General features: G+C 66.1%; 16 protein-coding genes. 6 read left to right on the forward strand and 10 right to left on the reverse strand.

Annotation, left to right across the window (positions count from 1 at the left end; all coding sequences use genetic code 11):
• Positions 1-29 precede the first annotated feature (29 nt).
• A complete protein-coding gene (locus tag VGK32_17585) occupies positions 30-173 on the reverse strand; it encodes a hypothetical protein (GenBank protein HEY3383580.1) in 144 nt (47 codons plus the stop codon).
• Between the two features lie 44 nt (positions 174-217).
• Here VGK32_17585 and VGK32_17590 point away from each other — a divergent pair, with 44 nt between their 5' ends.
• Both VGK32_17590 and VGK32_17595 read left to right on the forward strand, forming a co-directional pair.
• Entirely contained in the window at positions 218-661 is a 444-nt protein-coding gene (locus tag VGK32_17590; protein ID HEY3383581.1) for a hypothetical protein, read from the forward strand.
• A gap of 180 nt (positions 662-841) precedes the next feature.
• Positions 842-964 carry a hypothetical protein gene (locus tag VGK32_17595; protein HEY3383582.1) on the forward strand — a complete coding sequence of 41 codons (123 nt, stop codon included), beginning with the start codon at positions 842-844 and terminating at the stop codon, positions 962-964.
• 389 nt (positions 965-1,353) lie between these two features.
• Here the strand turns inward: VGK32_17595 and VGK32_17600 are convergent, their stop codons facing one another.
• The 9 genes from VGK32_17600 to VGK32_17640 all read right to left on the reverse strand — a co-directional run bounded on the left by VGK32_17600 (position 1,354) and on the right by VGK32_17640 (position 11,185).
• Positions 1,354-1,518: a hypothetical protein gene (locus VGK32_17600; GenBank protein HEY3383583.1), complete on the reverse strand. Its 165-nt coding sequence runs from the start codon at positions 1,516-1,518 to the stop codon at positions 1,354-1,356.
• A complete protein-coding gene (locus VGK32_17605; GenBank protein HEY3383584.1) occupies positions 1,506-1,817 on the reverse strand; it encodes a hypothetical protein in 312 nt (103 codons plus the stop codon). The genes VGK32_17600 and VGK32_17605 overlap by 13 nt, the downstream gene beginning before the upstream one ends.
• Positions 1,818-1,951: 134 nt before the next feature.
• Positions 1,952-2,416, reverse strand: coding sequence for a hypothetical protein (locus VGK32_17610; GenBank protein ID HEY3383585.1), 465 nt, complete (start codon positions 2,414-2,416; stop codon positions 1,952-1,954).
• Between the two features lie 238 nt (positions 2,417-2,654).
• Positions 2,655-3,101, reverse strand: a complete 447-nt coding sequence (locus VGK32_17615) for a hypothetical protein (GenBank protein ID HEY3383586.1) — start codon at positions 3,099-3,101, stop codon at positions 2,655-2,657.
• 4 nt (positions 3,102-3,105) lie between these two features.
• Complete coding sequence (locus tag VGK32_17620) at positions 3,106-3,525, reverse strand: hypothetical protein (GenBank protein HEY3383587.1); 420 nt, start codon at positions 3,523-3,525, stop codon at positions 3,106-3,108.
• Positions 3,526-3,649: 124 nt separating this feature from the next.
• On the reverse strand, positions 3,650-4,234 hold the full coding sequence (locus tag VGK32_17625) for a hypothetical protein (protein HEY3383588.1): 585 nt from the start codon (positions 4,232-4,234) through the stop codon (positions 3,650-3,652).
• A 780-nt stretch (positions 4,235-5,014) separates the two neighbouring features.
• Positions 5,015-5,668 (reverse strand): cysteine hydrolase family protein, encoded by a 654-nt coding sequence (locus VGK32_17630; protein ID HEY3383589.1) that lies wholly within the window; start codon positions 5,666-5,668, stop codon positions 5,015-5,017.
• Between the two features lie 30 nt (positions 5,669-5,698).
• Positions 5,699-7,546, reverse strand: coding sequence for a glycoside hydrolase family 2 TIM barrel-domain containing protein (locus VGK32_17635; protein HEY3383590.1), 1,848 nt, complete (start codon positions 7,544-7,546; stop codon positions 5,699-5,701).
• A 279-nt stretch (positions 7,547-7,825) separates the two neighbouring features.
• Positions 7,826-11,185 carry a PDZ domain-containing protein gene (locus VGK32_17640; protein HEY3383591.1) on the reverse strand — a complete coding sequence of 1,120 codons (3,360 nt, stop codon included), beginning with the start codon at positions 11,183-11,185 and terminating at the stop codon, positions 7,826-7,828.
• Between the two features lie 75 nt (positions 11,186-11,260).
• Between VGK32_17640 and VGK32_17645 the strand changes: the two genes are divergently transcribed.
• The 4 genes from VGK32_17645 to VGK32_17660 all read left to right on the forward strand — a co-directional run bounded on the left by VGK32_17645 (position 11,261) and on the right by VGK32_17660 (position 15,401).
• The gene (locus VGK32_17645; protein HEY3383592.1) at positions 11,261-11,824 is read left to right on the forward strand and encodes a sigma-70 family RNA polymerase sigma factor; all 564 of its coding nucleotides are present in this window, start codon (positions 11,261-11,263) and stop codon (positions 11,822-11,824) included.
• A complete protein-coding gene (locus VGK32_17650; protein ID HEY3383593.1) occupies positions 11,821-12,741 on the forward strand; it encodes a zf-HC2 domain-containing protein in 921 nt (306 codons plus the stop codon). The genes VGK32_17645 and VGK32_17650 overlap by 4 nt, the downstream gene beginning before the upstream one ends.
• A gap of 56 nt (positions 12,742-12,797) precedes the next feature.
• Positions 12,798-13,382: a DUF5668 domain-containing protein gene (locus VGK32_17655; GenBank protein HEY3383594.1), complete on the forward strand. Its 585-nt coding sequence runs from the start codon at positions 12,798-12,800 to the stop codon at positions 13,380-13,382.
• A gap of 150 nt (positions 13,383-13,532) precedes the next feature.
• Positions 13,533-15,401 carry a VWA domain-containing protein gene (locus VGK32_17660; protein HEY3383595.1) on the forward strand — a complete coding sequence of 623 codons (1,869 nt, stop codon included), beginning with the start codon at positions 13,533-13,535 and terminating at the stop codon, positions 15,399-15,401.
• The last annotated feature ends 258 nt before the right edge of the window (positions 15,402-15,659 follow it).

Raw genomic sequence — 15,659 nt, forward strand, 5'->3', positions numbered from 1 at the left:
GCCCCCGCCCTGTCGAGGGGGTCGCCCAATCATCGGACCTTCAAGAGGTCGTCGGCGGTCACGACCTTCGCGTAGGTGCCCTTCAGTGCGGCCAGCGTGGCCGCGTGGACGTGAGCAGCCGGCACCGTCAACCCGCCGTACTCGAGCGGACGCGTCGCGCACGCGTCGGCCATTCGTACGCCGTTTCATCGTCGTCGCGGTTGCGCTCGGCGCGTGTATGGCCGGCGGCTTCTTCCTCTGGTCGTCGTGGCTGAGCCCGAAGGCGAATTTGCGGATCGACTACTCGCGCGTGGCTGCCGAGCGTGCGAAGGAACTGGGCAGCGGGCAGTCGGTCGCCGGTGCGGCGCCGGTCTCGGACGCCGTCCAGAAAGAGACGCAGGTCCTGACCGACCGCCTCCGCGGTCACCCGGGCATCGAAGGCCTCCGCCTGCTCGTCGAGTCTTACCACCCGCCCTCCGGGACGTCGCCCGCCGAGGTTGCCGCCAACAGGGAGCTGGTGACATCGCTGGCCGACGGGGTCTTCTCTCACCTGATCGCCGCCCGACCCAGAAGCTCTGGACGCTGGCGGGGTTGGGACTGCTGGGCATCGCGGCTGGATACGCACTCGACCCCGTCACGCCGGTCATCAAACGGATCGCGACGACCTCGTTTGTCGTCCTGAGCGGCGGTTGGTGCCTCTTCGCCCTGGCATTCTCTTACTGGCTCGTCGACGTTTGGCGCGTTCGACGCTGGGCGGTCTTCTTCACCATCGTCGGGATGAACCCGTTGTTCATCGTTCATCTACCTGTTCACCGAGAGCTACGGCACGGCATGGCTGGCCTCCCTCGCGAAGCCGTTCACGATGGCCGGCAGCCCATGGATTGGAGAACTGCCCGCCGAGATCCTCACGAGCCTCGTCGCGTGGGCGCCGCGGTGGGGGATGTGCTATTGGCTGTACTGGCGGAAGATCGTCATCAGGATCTGAACCCGATCGAGGGCCGGCCGCCGTCGGCCCGTTCGATTCCGCACGCAATCCTGCTCGGTCCGACGGATGCAGTCAGCAGGTGCTGAAGGTGAGATGCTGAAGGTGCATGGTCAGTGCCCGCAGTTCGCCTGATTCAGAACATCACTTTCACCCGATCGCCGCGTAGGGGATCATCGCGCACGGGCAGGTCCCACGATTCTTGGCTCCGCCTTCCAAGAAGCGGTACCCCGCATTCACCGAAGAGGAACAGACGTCTCCCCTCCAATGGCGCGAGCGACCGCCATCCGCAATTGGCGTTTAGCGGAGTACGGCGCGCTGCAGGTCGTCGCGCGTCAGCGACTTCGGTGGGCGCGGGCGCGTGATTGGACGAGAGGGAAGTGGGCTCGTGGTCACGTCTTGCGCGCGTTCGACGCCGCGCGTTGGGGGGCCGCCCTGACGATGCTATGGAGATCCACGCGCACCTCAGCCACCGGCTCAGGCTCGCTCGAGACCGAGAGCGTGACCTTCGGCTGGCCGGGCTTGTCCGGGGGCGGGAAGAGGATCAGTCTGGGCATTTCACGGCCTTCGCCAGCAACTGTTCGGTGTTGGCCTTGGCCCACTTCTCGATCTGTTTAACAACCTTGCCGGCTGCCGCGGCGTAGCCGGTGAAGATGCCCGAGGACCCGCCGTCGCCGGAGAACTCGGTCGAGTACTCGCCGACCGTGAGACGGACGGTCAACACGGACTTGTTCTGCCGTCCCCAGACGTTCACCTCTCGGTTCGTCTCTCTCCCCAGTACATCCAGCACAATCACGGCGTCCGCCTCTGATTCAGCCAGGAACAGCACCTTTGAGTTTTCGATTTTGCTCTCCATGTCCCTGATCGAATCTGCCCGATCCTTGCTCGGGTCCGTGAATCCGGCCGTCGCCGCTGGGCTCTTTACGAACACGGCGAACCGAACCGGAGCCTGGGCACCGGCACCGAGTGAGGACAACGCGAGTGCGAGAATCAGTGCGTGCATGGCGAGTATTTCTCCTTCATCTTCTTTAGCGGTCGGCGCGCCACGATTTCCGCCTTGTGCGACTTCGCCCATCTGCGGATTTGACCCGCCGCATCTTGGGCCGCCGCAAGCCAGCGTTCTTCCAGGCCATCGACGATCATCACATCGCCACCCGACGTGACTCGGCAATGGACTACCATCCGGTCTGCGTTGCGCGGGTCAATCTCGCGGCCGAGAATTTCGACCATGATCTCGGCCTCGCCCCGATCGTTGACGACGTCGAACTCAAACCATCGGTTGATCTCCCAGATCATGTCTTTCACGGAGTCCCGCCTATCGCGGTCATCTGGCGTTGGAAAGGCCGGGCGCGCCGGAGGGGTGGTGAAGACGTAGACGCGAATGGGGGATTCAGAGGCGACGATCGCGCTGCTGGCCGCAATGAACAGGCAGGCAAAGAGAAGGGCGTATTTCATGGTGGTCTCAACGTAGGCGCGCGGGCGTTCCCGCGCCACCACTCAACGACGCGATCCCCCAAGACTGACCGGCTGACCGACTACTAGCCTTCGTGGTCCGAATCACCGTCAAGCCAAGGGCGCGAGCGACCTCGATCCGCGCTTGGTGTTTAGCGGAGTCCGGCGCGCTGCAGATCGTCGCACGTCAGCGGCTCCGGTGGGCGCGGGCGCGCGGATGGACGAAAGAGGAGCAGGGACTTCACTCGCCGTCTCCCAAGATGAGGTGCCGGTTAAACCGCGCCCATGCGTGGATCTGTTTGGCCGCATCCTCCGCCGCGCCGCGCCAACCATCCTCAGCCCCGTCGACGGTCCACGACTTGCCACGCGCCGAGATCTTGAGATGCACCAGGCACCAGCCCTCGCGCCGGGGGTCGAGTTCGCGACCCAGCACCTCAACGAAGACGTGGGCGTTCTCACGCCGGCCCGCCGGCTCGAACTTGACGTCCATGACGGTACGGCAGATCGCCATCCCGACATCCTGCACCGAGTCGGCCCGTGCCTTCAGGTCTGGCGGGGCAAATTCGCCCGGCCTGGGCCGAGCGGTGAAGATGAAGACCCTCACCGTCGGCTTCGGCTTGGGTGTTGGTGCTGCCAAAGTGGCGACCGCCAGGGTGTGGAGGGCGAGTGCAAGGATCAGTGCGTGCATGGCGCTACGTCTTTCGCTGCCCGACGAGTTGGTCGCAGTTGGCTGCGGCCCACTCGCGAATTTGCCGACACGCAGTCTTCGCAACACCGATCCAATCGTCCTCGTCTTGCGCGTCGATCGTCGTAACGTGCTCGCCCGCCACCAGGCGCAGGTGAATGATGTGCCAATCCGAATCTTGGGCGCCGCGTTGTCGCCCCGTGATATCGATCGCTACGTCCGCGCGCTCGAGTTCATTGACGAACCGAGACCCGCTTGCTTTGGCGGTGATGTGGTTCACGACGTCGATCGCGGAGCTATCACGGTCCTTGTAGTTCTGAGTCACGAAGCCGGTCTGCGGGTCGCGTTCTTGCGTCCAGACGTAGACGAGGACTTCTTTGCGCGAAGCGCTTGCGTCCACCGCCGGCGAAGCGGGGAGAGTCGTCAAGGCGCAGACGAGATACGGCGCGAAGGGGACCGTGAACGACCTCCTGACTAGTTCCGTTTGGCTTTCGTGCCGCCGCCTGCAACTGCACGGTGCAACAGATAGGCGCCTATCCCCTCACTCGCCATTACCGTAACAGGCCCATCACGCCAGCGGAAAGGGACCAAGGGACATTGGAGCCGTCTTCTGCGATGAGGACAATCATGGCTGACCGGCTCACGTCGATCTTGGTGACATCGAAACAGACCTGCCCGAACCGTCGCTGAAACTTCACTCCAAATCCGTTCGTCAACTCGTTCACCCGCAGCTCGTCTGACAATGAGTCGAGGGACTTGTCGCCTTGGCTCAGCACGATCTTGAGGATCGACGGCGCAGTGAGCGTCTTGGGTTTCACCGACACGACAATGCCGTTTTGGGCTGGAACACCGGAAAGGTCCGCGGCTTTCATGAGTGCATCGGTCAACTGAGTGATGTACCAGCCCGTGGGGCTATACAGTTCCACCGCGAAGAACTCAGCAACCCGTGGCTCCGTCCAGACGATCGGGTCCGGGCGGGGATAGCGCAGCTCAAGCATGATTCGGAATAGTCGAGCGGCCTGAAATGGCAACCCGCCCGAGGCGGCGCGGGCCTGGCCGGCGATGTCTAGAATCCCGCGTGCGACCGTCGGCGTCAGGAAGACGAGCGAGGCCGGTTCCGTAACCTGCGGCTGCATGGCCTGATGATTGTGTAGCGGTTGAGCACCAGCAGCCGAGCCACTTATCATCGCTGCGCCGGTCAGAAATAACGTAGCCGCGAATGACGCCCTTCTATTCACAGGGTTTCTCCTGTTTGACGTCCATCCGAACGCCGCTGCTCAACGGCACGATTCTCAAGACTGGCTGACCATTAAGGTTCATGGTCCGAGTGATTGTCAAGCCAGGGGCGCGAGCGACCGCGATCCGCTGTTGGCGTCTATTGGTCTCCCTCCGTGGTCGTCTCCCTTCGTCCATGCCGGGTGTGCCACCGATGCAGCCACGCTACCGCCTCCCGTGACGCTTCTTCAAGCCCGTCCTCCGCAATCAGGTTGCGCGGCGACAATTGAATCTGGCGCCACAAGTAGTTGACGCCGCTAGCAAGAAACAGAAGCCTGCGGGAGGCAGCGCAGCGATCGCGGGCGATATGGACAAGACGAGGGTGATCGCGAGGACACGCGCGGGGGGGACGCAACAACAGCAGGTGCTGAGGGTGCTGAAGGTGCCGGAGGTGCTACAGGTGCGGTGCTGAGGGTGCTGAAGGTGCTGAAGGTGCTGGAGGTGCTACAGGTGCGGTGCTGCAGGTGCCAGGGGCGCTGAAGGTGCGGCGCCTGCTGCACGGCACCTCCAGCACCATCAGCACCTGTGGCACGTATGGCACGGCACCGTCAGCACCATCAGCACCCCCGGCACCCCTGGCACCTTCCCCCCTGCCGCCTCTTCCCCCCCCCAGCCCCCGCCCTGTCGAGGGGGTCGCCCAATCATCGGACCTTCAAGAGGTCGTCGGCGGTCACGATCTTCGCGTAGGTGCCCTTCAGTGCGGCCAGCGTGGCCGCGTGGACGTGAGCAGCCGGCACCGTCAACCCGCCGTACTCGAGCGGACGCGTCGCGCACGCGTCGGCCACGACGGTGACGTCGAACCCGAGGTCGGCAGCCGCTCTGGCGGCGGCCTCCACGCACATGTGCGTCTGCATGCCGGCGATCACCAGACGCTTGATGCCGTGCTGCCGGAGGTAGTCGAGCAGTTCCGTCTCGCGAAAACTGTTCGCGTAGTGCTTGACGATCACCGTTTCCGACGGCAGCGGCGTCACGGCGGCGTGAATCTTGTACTGATCCGTTTCCTTGGCGTTCGCCGGCACGTGCCGCACGTGGATGACGGGCCACTGCTTCTCGCGGAAGCGATCGAGCACGCGCCTCGCCTGCTTCGCGGCTTCCACGGGTCCGGAGAGCGGCAACAGGCCGCCCTCGAAGTAGAAGTTCTGGATGTCGACGATGATCAGCGCTTCATCAGCACGGGCCTGCACGATTGCGCCTCCCTGTGTCACGCCGCCAGGCGGCGCTTGACGGCCGATGTGACTGTCCAATGTCGTGCCGAACGCCAGCAGACTCGCACAGAAGATGACCAGTCTCGTCATGGTGGTCCTCCCGACCCCTGACCCGCGCGCTCACTTCTCCCGATAGAACTCCTTCAGCACGGTGAACGCCTTCTTCTTCTCGCCGCGGTCGGAAATCAGCCCCTTGCGGTTGTAGTTGTCCTGGACGCCGGGAAGCACGCGGCGCGGCGATCGGAAGTCGGTCAGGATCCACGGGCTCGTGCCGCGCAGGAAGTCGATCTTCTTCAGCATCGTGATCTGGTGACGGTACAGGTTCTCCTGATACTCCTCGGTCCAACGCTCGTCGGTGCCGCCGTGCAGGCCGGCACGCGCATCGCCGCCGAATTCACTCATGACCAGCGGCTTGTCGTAAACCGTCTTCCACGTGATGAGGTCCGCGTCTTCGGGTGTCCGCTCGTACCAGCCCACGTACTCGTTGCAGCCGAGGACGTCGAGCTCCTTCCCGAGCGGGTCGTCGATGACCTTCACGTTCGGCTCGGCGTAGTGCGTTTCGAGCGCCGCCGTCACCGGCCGGCTCGGATCGAGTTCGTGCGCGGTTCTCACCAGTTCGCGCATGAACGTCAGCCGCGGCGGGATGACGGGCGTCTCGTTCCCGACCGACCAGAGGACCACCGACGCACGGTTCTTGTCACGCCGGATCATCTCGGCGAGCTGCCGGCGCGCGTTCGCCAGCGTGGCCGGGTTCTCCCAGTCGATCGTCCAGTAGACGGGTATCTCCGACCAGATGAAGACCCCCGTCCGATCGGCCACGCGGGCCATGTTCCTGTTGTGCGGATAGTGCGCCAGGCGGGCGAAGTTGCCGTTCAGCTCCTTCACCCACCCGAGCAGCGTCGTCGCATCCGCCTCGCTCGAGGCACGTCCCGGCCGCAGCGGCGCTTCCTCGTGGACCGAGACGCCGCGCAGGAACACCGGCTTGCCGTTGACGAGAATGTCGCGGCCGCGCACCTCAACCGTGCGGAATCCGAGCCGATCGCGAACGACCTCGCCGCCAGCCTCCAACTCCACGTCGTACAGCTTCGGCTGCTCGGGCGACCACGGCTGCAGCCCCTTGGCCTGCAGGCGAATCTCGCCGCGGCCCGACGCATCGGTCGTCACCTTCTGCTCGACGTGCAGCTCAGGGATGCGGACAATCACCGGCTGCGATCCGCCGTTCAGCTGCACCCACCCCGACAGCAGGTCCGTCGTGCCCCGCGCGAGCTGCAGCAGGAAGTCCTCGAGGAATATCGCGGGAACCTCGACGAGTTCCACGTCGCGCGTCAGCCCGCCGTAGTTCCACCAGTCAGTGGTGTCGGTCGGAACCGCGTCGCGCCGCCGCTGGTTGTTCACCGAGAAGACGACGAAGTTGTCGCCGTCTTTCAGCGCGTCGGTCACCTCGCAGTTGAACGACGTGAAGCCGCCTTCGTGCTCGCACACGGCGGTGCCGTTCACATACAGGCGCGAGAAGTAGTTCGCGGCACCGACGTAGAGGAACGTGCGCGCGCCGGCGGCCTTCTTGTACGAGAACGTCCGCTCGTACCAGATGGTGCCTTCGTAGTAGAACAGCTCCTTCTTCTGGCTGTTCCAGTCGCCCGGCACGACGAGCGTGTCGGACTTGTCGAAGTCGTACTCGATCAGATCGCGCTTGGACTTCGGTTGTGCCTTCTGGAAGTAACCGTCCTTGCGCGGCTGGTGGCGGTAATCGTAGTACCCCTGTTCGTACGGATCGACGATGAAGTGCCAGGATCCGTTGAGGCTGACGGTATGCCGCGTCTCGACGGACGCGATGAGGCCGGCGGGCGGCGGCAACGCGCCGGCCTGCGAACGGGGCGCGCTCGACGCGCGATCGGCCCGGCTTCCGGCGAGCGACGCCGGCAGCAGAAGCGGGAAGGTCAGACACGCCAGGAGCACGGTTCGACGCATGGGCGTCCTCACAGTCTGCAGGCCGGGCGGCCTGCGCCAACGATTTCGAATCGCCATCAGAAAGAAGGTTCCGCCGTCTCTGCGATCGCGGGCTGCCAGCAAAGCTTCGCCTCAAGCCGCCAAGGCTCGCTTCGCCAGCTCACGGCACCGCGTACTGCAGGTCGATATGCCGCCTGTGCGCCTCCCACTTGCCGGCGGAAGGCAACTTGCTCGAGCACTCGCTCACGAGCAACCCGCGGCCTCCCTGCCTCCCTTCGGTGCGACGGCAGGGTGGCCAGCCTACTTCCGTTTGCCCCATGTCGGAGAGGCCGGCTCCTTCATGAGCCGATCGACCGGCTTCTCCTTCAGCATCCGAAGGGCCTCCTGGACCGCCCGCTCGAGCTGCGAATCGTGGCCGCCAATCACGTCCTTTGGCAGATTCTCGACGTCGATGTCGGGCCCGACCCCTTCGTTCTCGACCGCCCACTTGTTGTCGCGGGCAAAGAAGCCTCCGCGCGGCGCGATCATCGATCCGCCGTCGACGAACGGCGGCGTGTCGGCCGTGTGCACGAGGCCACCCCACGTCCGTTTGCCGACGAGCGGGCCAATCTTCCGGTAGCGGAACATGTACGGCATGAGGTCGCCGCCCGACCCCGCCATCTCGTTGATGATCATCACCTTGGGGCCCCAGATCCCGGCCGCCGGACTCGTGAACGGGACGCGGTCTCCCGCGACGTTGTTGAAGTAGCCGTCGAAGGTCCGCTGCATGACGTCGATGATGTAGTCAGCCGCAGAGCCACCGCCGTTGAAGCGCTCGTCGATCACCACGCCCTTCTTGTCCTGCTGCGCGAAGTAGTACCGGTTGAAGCTGGTGTAGCCGGGCTGGCCGGTGTTCGGCAGGTGGACGTAGGCGAGTTGACCGTTCGACAGCTTGTCCACGAGGCGCCGGTTCGACTCGACCCACGCCCGCGTCCGCAGCCCCTGCTCGTTGGCGACCGGAACCACCGTGACCTGTCGCGCTCCCTCGAGCGTCGGCTTGCTGTTGAGCGTGAGCGCGGTCTGGCGGTTCGCGGTCCCATCGAGCAGACGGTAGATGTTGTCCGGCGCTTTCAACTCGACGCCGTTGACCTTCAGGATGTAGTCGCCTGCCGACGCGTCGATGCCGGGTCCGGCCAGCGGTGCGCGCAGATCGGGGTTCCAGCTTTCGCCGTCGTAGATCCTGGCGATCTTGTAGCGGCCGCCGTCGACCGTGAAGTCCGCCCCCAGCAATCCACCCGGCGACAAAGGGACCTCGGGCATGTCGCCGCCGCGCACGTACGAATGACCGATCGCGATTTCGGCGCCCATCATGTCGAGCAGGTAATTGAGGTCCGCACGATGCATCACGTACGGCAGCAGTTGCCCGTACATCGTCTTCATCTTCGGCCAGTCGGCGCCGTGCATGTTCGGGACGTAGAGATAGTCGCGCTCGTTGCGCCAGCCCTCGTTGAAGATCTGCCTGAACTCTTCGCGAGGATCGAGATACATCCGGAGCGAGACGCCGAGGCGTCCCTGTCCCGCCTGCGGAGGCGTCTTGTCGGCGTCGACGAGGAACAGGTTCGGGGAGCTGTCGCCACCAGGCTGTCGCGCGCCTGCCGCAGCACCGCCGCCCCCGGCCGCCCGGTAGAGGAGTTTCTTGCCGTCGGCGCTGACCGCGAACGCCGCCACGCCGCCGACGAACTGCGCCGTCTTGCGGTCGCTCAGGCGATAGCGATGGAGCGTGCTGCCGCTGCCACCACCCGGCCCGGCGGCCCGCGTCGCGGGAGCCTCCAGGTAGAACAGCGTACCTGCCGCCCCCGCGCGCAACTGTGAATACGGACGTTCCGGGATGCCCGGCACGGCGAGGACGCGCTGCTGCAGTCTGTCGAAGTCGATCTGCACGGTCACCGGCGGGTGTGCCGCGCGATCGTCGGCGCCTTCTGCAGCCTTCGCGCGCCCGGCCGGTGCGGCGCCGAGGCCGGCGTCCTCGTCGCTCTCGGGCATCAGCGGGCTCGCCTCGCCCTTCTTGAGCACCGCGCAATACAACGCGAAGGTCTCGGTGTGGTCGTACGACGTCATGTCGAGCCACTGCGAGCTCAGGCCGTAGTCGGTGGACGCGAAGAACCACAGGTACTTGCCGCTCGCATCCCACACGGGCCATGTCGCATCGGACAGGCCGTCGGTCACCTGCCTGGTCTCACCCGTGTCCACGTTGCTCACGAAGATGGCGCGATACAACGAGTTGAGGTGCGCCGAGTAGGCCACCCACTTCGAGTCCGGGCTCCACGTCGGGTTCACCGTCCGGGCCGGCACCATCCACGGATCCTGCCCGACGGTCTTCGCCTTGCCGGCGTCCACGTCCATCACCCACACGTGCAGGCTGGTGTCGGTGTAGAGCAGTTTCTTCGAATCTGGAGACCACGACGCGGTGTAGTAGTGCGTCGGGCCTGGCAGCGCGATCTCGCGCGGCGCCTCGAGGCCGTCCTGCCCCGCGACGAGCAGCGTGTATTCCCCGGACCTGTCGCTGAACCACGACACGTACTTGCCGTCGGGCGACCAGGCCGGATCGCGTTCGGCCGACGCGCTCGAATTCGTCAGGTTCCGCACGTCGCCCTTCTCCGCGGGGATGGTGAAGATCTCCCCGCGCGATTCGACGAGGGCGCGCTTGCCGGTGGGGGAGAGCGCCATGTTCGTGATGCGGCTGGCGACGTCTTCCCATCGCGGCATCATCCACGGGAAGTCGCCGGCGGCGGTGATGGTGACGATGTGTTCCCTGCCGGTCTTCGGGTCGAGTTCGTGGACGTAACCGGCCTGCTCGAACACCACGGCGCCCGCATTCGCATCCATCGTCTTGACGTCGAAGTCAGCGAACTTCGTGACCTGTGCGAGTCTCTTGGCCTTGGTGTCGTAGGACCACACGTTGGCCACGCCGTCGCGATCGGAGATGAAGTAGACCGAGTCGCCGGCCCACACCGGGTCCATGTCCTTCGAGTCGGTCCACGGCGGCGTCGTGAGGTCGTACGTCTTCAGATCGACGATCCAGACCGGGCGGTTCTGGCCGCCCCGGTAGTTGCGGCGTTCCTCGTCCCACGAGTTGTTCATCCGATACGCGACACGACTGCCGTCGGGCGAGATCTTCCCCTGGTACGCCCGGGGCAACGCCATCGGCTGTTCGACACCGCCCTCGATGGGAACGGTCCAGAAGCGGGGCGCGGCGCTCGGGGCCGCCGTGGCGCGAGCGGACGCAAACACGATCGTCCTGCCGTCCGGCGTCCACCCCTGGACGGTGTCGGCGCCCGGATGCCACGTGAGGCGCTTCGGCCCGCCGCCCTCGGCGGGGACGAGGTAGACATCCGCGTTGCCGGCGTATTCACCGGTGAAGGCGATCCACTTGCCGTCGGGCGAGAAGTGCGGGTTGGACGTCTGGCCCTGGAAGCTCGTGAGACGACGTGCCCGGCCGCCGGCCCGCTCGACGGTCCAGATGTTGTTGGCATAGGCGAAGGCGATCTCGGTCGCGCTCACCGATGGGGATCGGAGCATTCGTGTGCCCGAGGTGTCCGGTGCGGCCGCGAGGCCGCCGACCAGGAGCGGGAGCGCCAGACAGGGCAGGGCAAGAAGCATCGCGCGAGCCGTGGATGTCATGGTGATGGATTCTACAACTTCTCCCGAACCTTTGAGTTTCGCAATGCGTTACAGTCTGTGGGAGCGGACGTGCCGATGGACCTGGCCAGCCTCATCGAGCGGTGTCGCGAGGGTGATGACCTCGCCTGGGAGGCGTTTGTCCGCCATTTCCAGCGGCGGGTCTATTCCATTGCCTCGGGCTACGCCGCCAACCCGGACGAGGCGCAGGACCTCGCGCAGGATATCTTCATCCGCGTGTACGAAACGCGCGGCCGGTGGGCCGCCACCGACATCTTCCTTCCCTGGCTCGTCCGCGTCGCCCGCAACGTGTGCATTGACGCCCTCCGCCGCAAGAAGGCCCGTCCGCCGGCCGAGGACGTGCTGGCGGACGAGATGCTGGACCTGTCGGCGCCGGGCGGGACGCCGGAGTCGGAACTCGCCGCGACGAACGAGCGCCGGCTCATCTGGAAGGCGATGCGGTCCCTCGGCGAACTGAGCCGGGAGATGATCCTGCTGAAGGAGATCCAGGGGCAGTCGTTGCAGGAGATCGCTGCCGCGCTGCACGTGCCGGTTGGCACGGTGAAGTCGCGGTCCAACCGCGCCCGGCTGGAACTGGCCGCGCGCGTTCTGGAGTTGCAGGGTTCAGGGGTGGGGCGATGAACTGCGAAGGCTTCGATCGGGCGCTGGACGCGTTGCTCGACGGCGCCTGCGATCCGGCCGACTGGCAGCGGGCCGAGGCGCACGCGACCGCGTGCCCCCGGTGCGCGCGCCTGTTCGAGGGCCTGTCGGGCCGCGGCGACGGGCTGGACGAAGACGCCGAGGCGTCCCTCGTCGATGCGGTCATGGCACGCACCAGCGGCAGCGCCTGCGAGAGCGCCCGCGAACGGCTCTGCGACTACGTGGACGGCAGCCTCGAGGCTTTCGATCGGGAACTCGTGGCCGGCCACGTCGCCCGGTGCGCCCCGTGTGCGGAGTTGGCCGAAGTGCTCGCCCGGACCGCACAGGTGCTGCCCAGCCTCGCCGAGTTGACGCCACCGGCCTCGTTGATGCGGGACGTCCTGTCCAACACGAGCAGGCACCGGGTCGAGCCGTCGTTCGGCGAGCGGCTGATGGCGTGGCTGATGCGGGCGGCGCAGCGTCCCCGATTCCCGTACGAGGTCGCCTACGTCTGCACGCTTCTGCTCATCCTGATCGTCGGCGATCCGATGCGGGCGATTCAGAACATGTCCGCGCGGGGCGCCTTCTACCTCGAGCCGCGCGCCGAAGCGGCGGTACGGACGATTGGCGGGCCGCTCGCGGCCGCTCGTTCTGCGGGCGCACGAACGGTGGCGGCAGTGGCGCAGGCGCCGGCGGCCGGTGTCGAGATCCGGCGTAATCTGTCCACCGCGCTCGCCGCGTGGTGGGACACCCGCATCCAGGCGCCATTCAGGACGATGGCAGGCCAGGTGACCGCGTGGGCGCAGGCGATGATCGACGCGTTCGGCCAGTTCGTCGAACGCATCCGGAAGCCGTCCGCGCCAAAGACGACACCCGCGGCCGGCGCGGCACCGAACCTCCGGGAAGCCCGGCACGTTTGACTGATCAGGAGACAAAGAGGCGAGGCGGTTTCAAGGCTCGACGAGGAGAGACGGTCATGCAGAACCAAGACATGTCGGAACAGGTGGCGTCCACCTACGAACAAACTCACGAGCCGAGCGGGCAGCAGGCGGCCGCCCGCCCCGGCCCGGCCACCAACCGTCGGGACTTCTTCGACGACCCGCGGCGCAAGTCGCCGGTGCTCGCGCTGGTGTTGTCGCTGATGCCGGGGCTCGGGCAGGTCTACGTGGGCTACTACCAGCAGGGCTTCGCCAACGCGCTCATCATCGCCTCGCTGATCGCGCTGCTGGCATCGAACAGACTCCACCACATGGAGCCACTGTTCGCGCTCTTCATGTCGTTCTACTGGCTCTTCAACGTCGTGGACGCCTGGCGCCGCGCCGTCTTCTACAACAACGCCCTGGCCGGCATCGGGCCGGCGACGCTGCCCGATGACTTCCCGCTGAGTATGGGCCGAGGGTCGCTCGGCGGCGGCATCGCCCTCATCGTGGTTGGTGCGGTGATGCTGTCGAACACCCTGTTTGGCGTCTCGCTCGACTGGCTGGAGCAGTGGTGGCCGGTTGCCTTCATCGCTGTCGGCGCCTGGCTGCTCTACCCGAACATCGTGAAGCGCGCGAAGTAGGATCATCAACCGGCACTGTCACTGGAGCGCCGGTTGGGGTCAGCGAATCAGACGTGGTTCGCTGACCCCCCGGTCCCCGATTCCCACCTCCTGGCCCCCGCCGCCTTGGCTCCGCGATAGAATGCGAGCATGGGATTCCGCCCGGTCCAAATGGTGCGACCGCTCCTTTGCACTGTCGCCGTCGCGATCGCATGTCTCACGCCCGGGGCACGAGCGCAGCAGCCACAATCCGAACAACAACAACCACCGCCACCACAGCAGCAGCCACCGGTCTTCCGCGCGGGGGTGAAACTGGTCCGGGTGGACGTGTCGGTGACCGGCAGGGGCGACCAACCCGTGACCGACCTGCAGGCTGCCGATTTCGAGGTGACGGAAGACGGGGCCACGCAGCGCGTCGAGACGATGAAGTTCGTGCTGGCCAACGGTCAGCCGGCGCCGGGCGACGATCGTTCGCTCGAGATCCGTTCGCCCGAGAACGCGGAAGCCGAGGCCGCGCGAGACGATGTTCGCCTGTTTGCGATCTTCCTGGACGACTACCACATCGATCGCCTCCCGAGCATCACCATCCCGCTCCGCCGCGGTCTGTCAACGTTCATCAACCGGCTGGAGCCCACCGACCTCGTGTCGATCAGCGATCCCCTCACGCCGCTGAGCGCGATCAGGCTCACGCGGTCCAAGCCGGATCTGCTCGACGTCATCCACCGTTTCGAGGGGCGTCAGGGTCAGATCTTCCCGGTCAGGAGCGTCGTCGAGGAAGCGCAGTTGCAGGAGGGACGGGACATCGCACGGATTCGCGCGGAAGTGACGATTTCGGCGCTCGAGGCGCTGGTGACGTGGCTCGGAGGCCTGCGGGAGGGACGCAAGACCGTCATCTTCGTGAGTCAGGGGCCGCAGCATCGGTTCGAGAGCGCCGACCTGCAGCAGGACCTGCAGGCGGTGATCACCGCGGCCAACCGCGGCAACGTGACGATCGACAGCGTCGACCCGCGCGGCCTGGGCGGCGGCGGCTTCGGGTCGACCGACACGCTCTATCAGTTCGCGGACAACACCGGTGGCCGGGCGATCATCAACTCGAATGCCATCGAAGAGGGGCTTGCGAAGGCGGTCATCGATGCCACCGCGTACTACCTGATCGGCTACACGCCCACGCGGTCGCAGGATGACGGGAAGTTCCACAAGATCTCGGTGAAGGTGAAGCGTCCGGGCGTCCACGTGCTCCACCGTGCCGGCTACTGGGCTCCGAGCCGAGCCGAACTCGATGCCGCGGCGGCGATTGCCAACCAGCCGAAAGTCCCGGGTGTCACCGGCGCGATGCAGACACTGGCGCGCGTGCAGCCGAGGGGCCCGGTGCGCACCTGGATTGGCCTGTCACGGCGCGCCGACGGACAGACGACCGCGACGCTGACCATCGAGCCGGCATCCGCACAAGCTCAGAAGCAGATCGCGAAGGTGGATGTCGAGGTCGTGCGGGATCACGCCGCCGCGGAGCCGGCCAGGACCCTCACGATGCCCGGGCCGGCCGGCACGACCCACTCCCGCGAGGACTTCGCGCTCGCACCGGGCGAGGTCACGTTCAGGTTCACGGCGCGTGACGCCGACGGAGCGGCCCTCGACCGGTGGGAGCAGGCCGTGACGCTGCCGGACTACTCCAAGCCCACTGTCAGCCTCGCGACTCCGAGGTTCTACACCGTTAGATCGGCGAACGAGTACCGCACCTTGCAGGCGACGCCAGATCCGCTTCCGCGTGCCTCGCGGCTGTTCCATCAATCGGAGCGGGTGTTCGTGGATGTCGAGTGCTACAACGTCCGCAAGGACACGACGCCGGAATTGAGCGGCCAACTGCTGAGCGGCGACGGGAAGGAACTCGCGCCTCTAGCGCTGCCGGAGGCGAGCGCCGGGAAGCTGCGCTTCGAACTGCCGACCCGCAACCTGGGACGCGGCACCTACATCCTCCGCATTCGCGCGAAGGTTGCCAACGCGGAGACGGAACAACTGGTCGCGTTCCAGGTGACGCAGTAGGACCGACTCACTTCTGCTGGTAGACCCGCACGTATTCCGGCCTTCGATCACCAGGTTGCCGCCCTCGACGCGGACGTTCTCCGCCCGCGACGTGTAGGACTGTGCTTCGTTGTTGCGGATGTAGCCGATCTCGTAGCTCCACTTCGCAGGGTCGAGAGCGCCGGGCGTGCCGAACTCGTCGGAGAAGACCAGTGTCCAGCCGGCGGGAACCGCTGGCGTCGGCGTGGCCTGCGCCGGCGAGGGGCGGTCTGCGCCGCA

Source organism: Vicinamibacterales bacterium, assembly GCA_036504215.1.
Taxonomy (GTDB): domain Bacteria; phylum Acidobacteriota; class Vicinamibacteria; order Vicinamibacterales; family Fen-181; genus FEN-299.

Bases quoted from the DNA above. Each gene is read 5' to 3' on its own strand.
- VGK32_17660 (HEY3383595.1), top strand. From the start codon at position 13,533: ATGGTGCGACCGCTCCTTTGCACTGTCGCCGTCGCGATCGCATGTCTC.
- VGK32_17640 (HEY3383591.1), bottom strand. From the start codon at position 11,185: ATGACATCCACGGCTCGCGCGATGCTTCTTGCCCTGCCCTGTCTGGCG.
- VGK32_17615 (HEY3383586.1), bottom strand. From the start codon at position 3,101: ATGCACGCACTGATCCTTGCACTCGCCCTCCACACCCTGGCGGTCGCC.
- VGK32_17625 (HEY3383588.1), bottom strand. From the start codon at position 4,234: ATGCAGCCGCAGGTTACGGAACCGGCCTCGCTCGTCTTCCTGACGCCG.
- VGK32_17600 (HEY3383583.1), bottom strand. From the start codon at position 1,518: ATGCCCAGACTGATCCTCTTCCCGCCCCCGGACAAGCCCGGCCAGCCG.
- VGK32_17595 (HEY3383582.1), top strand. From the start codon at position 842: ATGGCCGGCAGCCCATGGATTGGAGAACTGCCCGCCGAGATCCTCACG.
- VGK32_17645 (HEY3383592.1), top strand. From the start codon at position 11,261: ATGGACCTGGCCAGCCTCATCGAGCGGTGTCGCGAGGGTGATGACCTC.
- VGK32_17655 (HEY3383594.1), top strand. From the start codon at position 12,798: ATGCAGAACCAAGACATGTCGGAACAGGTGGCGTCCACCTACGAACAA.
- VGK32_17585 (HEY3383580.1), bottom strand. From the start codon at position 173: ATGGCCGACGCGTGCGCGACGCGTCCGCTCGAGTACGGCGGGTTGACG.
- VGK32_17635 (HEY3383590.1), bottom strand. From the start codon at position 7,546: ATGCGTCGAACCGTGCTCCTGGCGTGTCTGACCTTCCCGCTTCTGCTG.
- VGK32_17610 (HEY3383585.1), bottom strand. From the start codon at position 2,416: ATGAAATACGCCCTTCTCTTTGCCTGCCTGTTCATTGCGGCCAGCAGC.
- VGK32_17630 (HEY3383589.1), bottom strand. From the start codon at position 5,668: ATGACGAGACTGGTCATCTTCTGTGCGAGTCTGCTGGCGTTCGGCACG.
- VGK32_17605 (HEY3383584.1), bottom strand. From the start codon at position 1,817: ATGGAGAGCAAAATCGAAAACTCAAAGGTGCTGTTCCTGGCTGAATCA.
- VGK32_17590 (HEY3383581.1), top strand. From the start codon at position 218: ATGGCCGGCGGCTTCTTCCTCTGGTCGTCGTGGCTGAGCCCGAAGGCG.
- VGK32_17650 (HEY3383593.1), top strand. From the start codon at position 11,821: ATGAACTGCGAAGGCTTCGATCGGGCGCTGGACGCGTTGCTCGACGGC.